The sequence below is a fragment of the Pseudomonas sp. 50_B genome, assembly GCF_017491625.1.
Lineage (GTDB): Bacteria > Pseudomonadota > Gammaproteobacteria > Pseudomonadales > Pseudomonadaceae > Aquipseudomonas > Aquipseudomonas danubii.
Window position 1 is genome coordinate 1 of record NZ_JAFGYX010000070.1, and the last position, 612, is coordinate 612.

The 612-nt window shown below is 56.2% G+C and carries 1 protein-coding gene; it reads right to left on the reverse strand.

Translation table 11 applies throughout. The annotated features are described in order from the left end of the window. A partial coding sequence (locus J5M73_RS30930; RefSeq protein ID WP_243434000.1) for a GTP-binding protein occupies positions 1-612 on the reverse strand: 612 nt, incomplete at both ends.

A 612-nucleotide genomic window follows, 5' to 3' on the forward strand; every position in this document is an offset into this window, starting at 1 on the left:
CGTCGAGCAGCTTGCGGAACATTTCAACGCCGGTGCAGGTAGTCTTCTGAGTATCGCGCAGACCAACGATCTCAACTTCTTCCTGGATGCGAACGATGCCACGCTCAACACGACCAGTTACCACGGTACCACGACCGGAGATCGAGAATACGTCTTCGATTGGCATCAGGAACGGCTTGTCGATTGCACGCTCCGGCTCCGGGATGTAAGTGTCCAGAGTTTCTACCAGACGCCTAACAGCGGTGGTACCCATTTCGTTGTCGTCTTGGCCGTTCAGGGCCATCAGAGCCGAACCGATGATGATCGGAGTGTCATCACCCGGGAAGTCGTAAGTGCTCAGCAGATCGCGCACTTCCATCTCAACCAGCTCCAGCAGCTCAGCGTCGTCAACCATGTCAGCCTTGTTCAGGAAGACAACAATGTACGGAACGCCTACCTGACGGGACAGCAGGATGTGCTCACGAGTTTGTGGCATCGGACCATCGGCAGCCGAGCAAACCAGGATCGCGCCGTCCATCTGGGCAGCACCGGTGATCATGTTTTTGACGTAGTCGGCGTGACCTGGGCAGTCAACGTGCGCGTAGTGACGAATGTGCGAATCGTACTCTACGT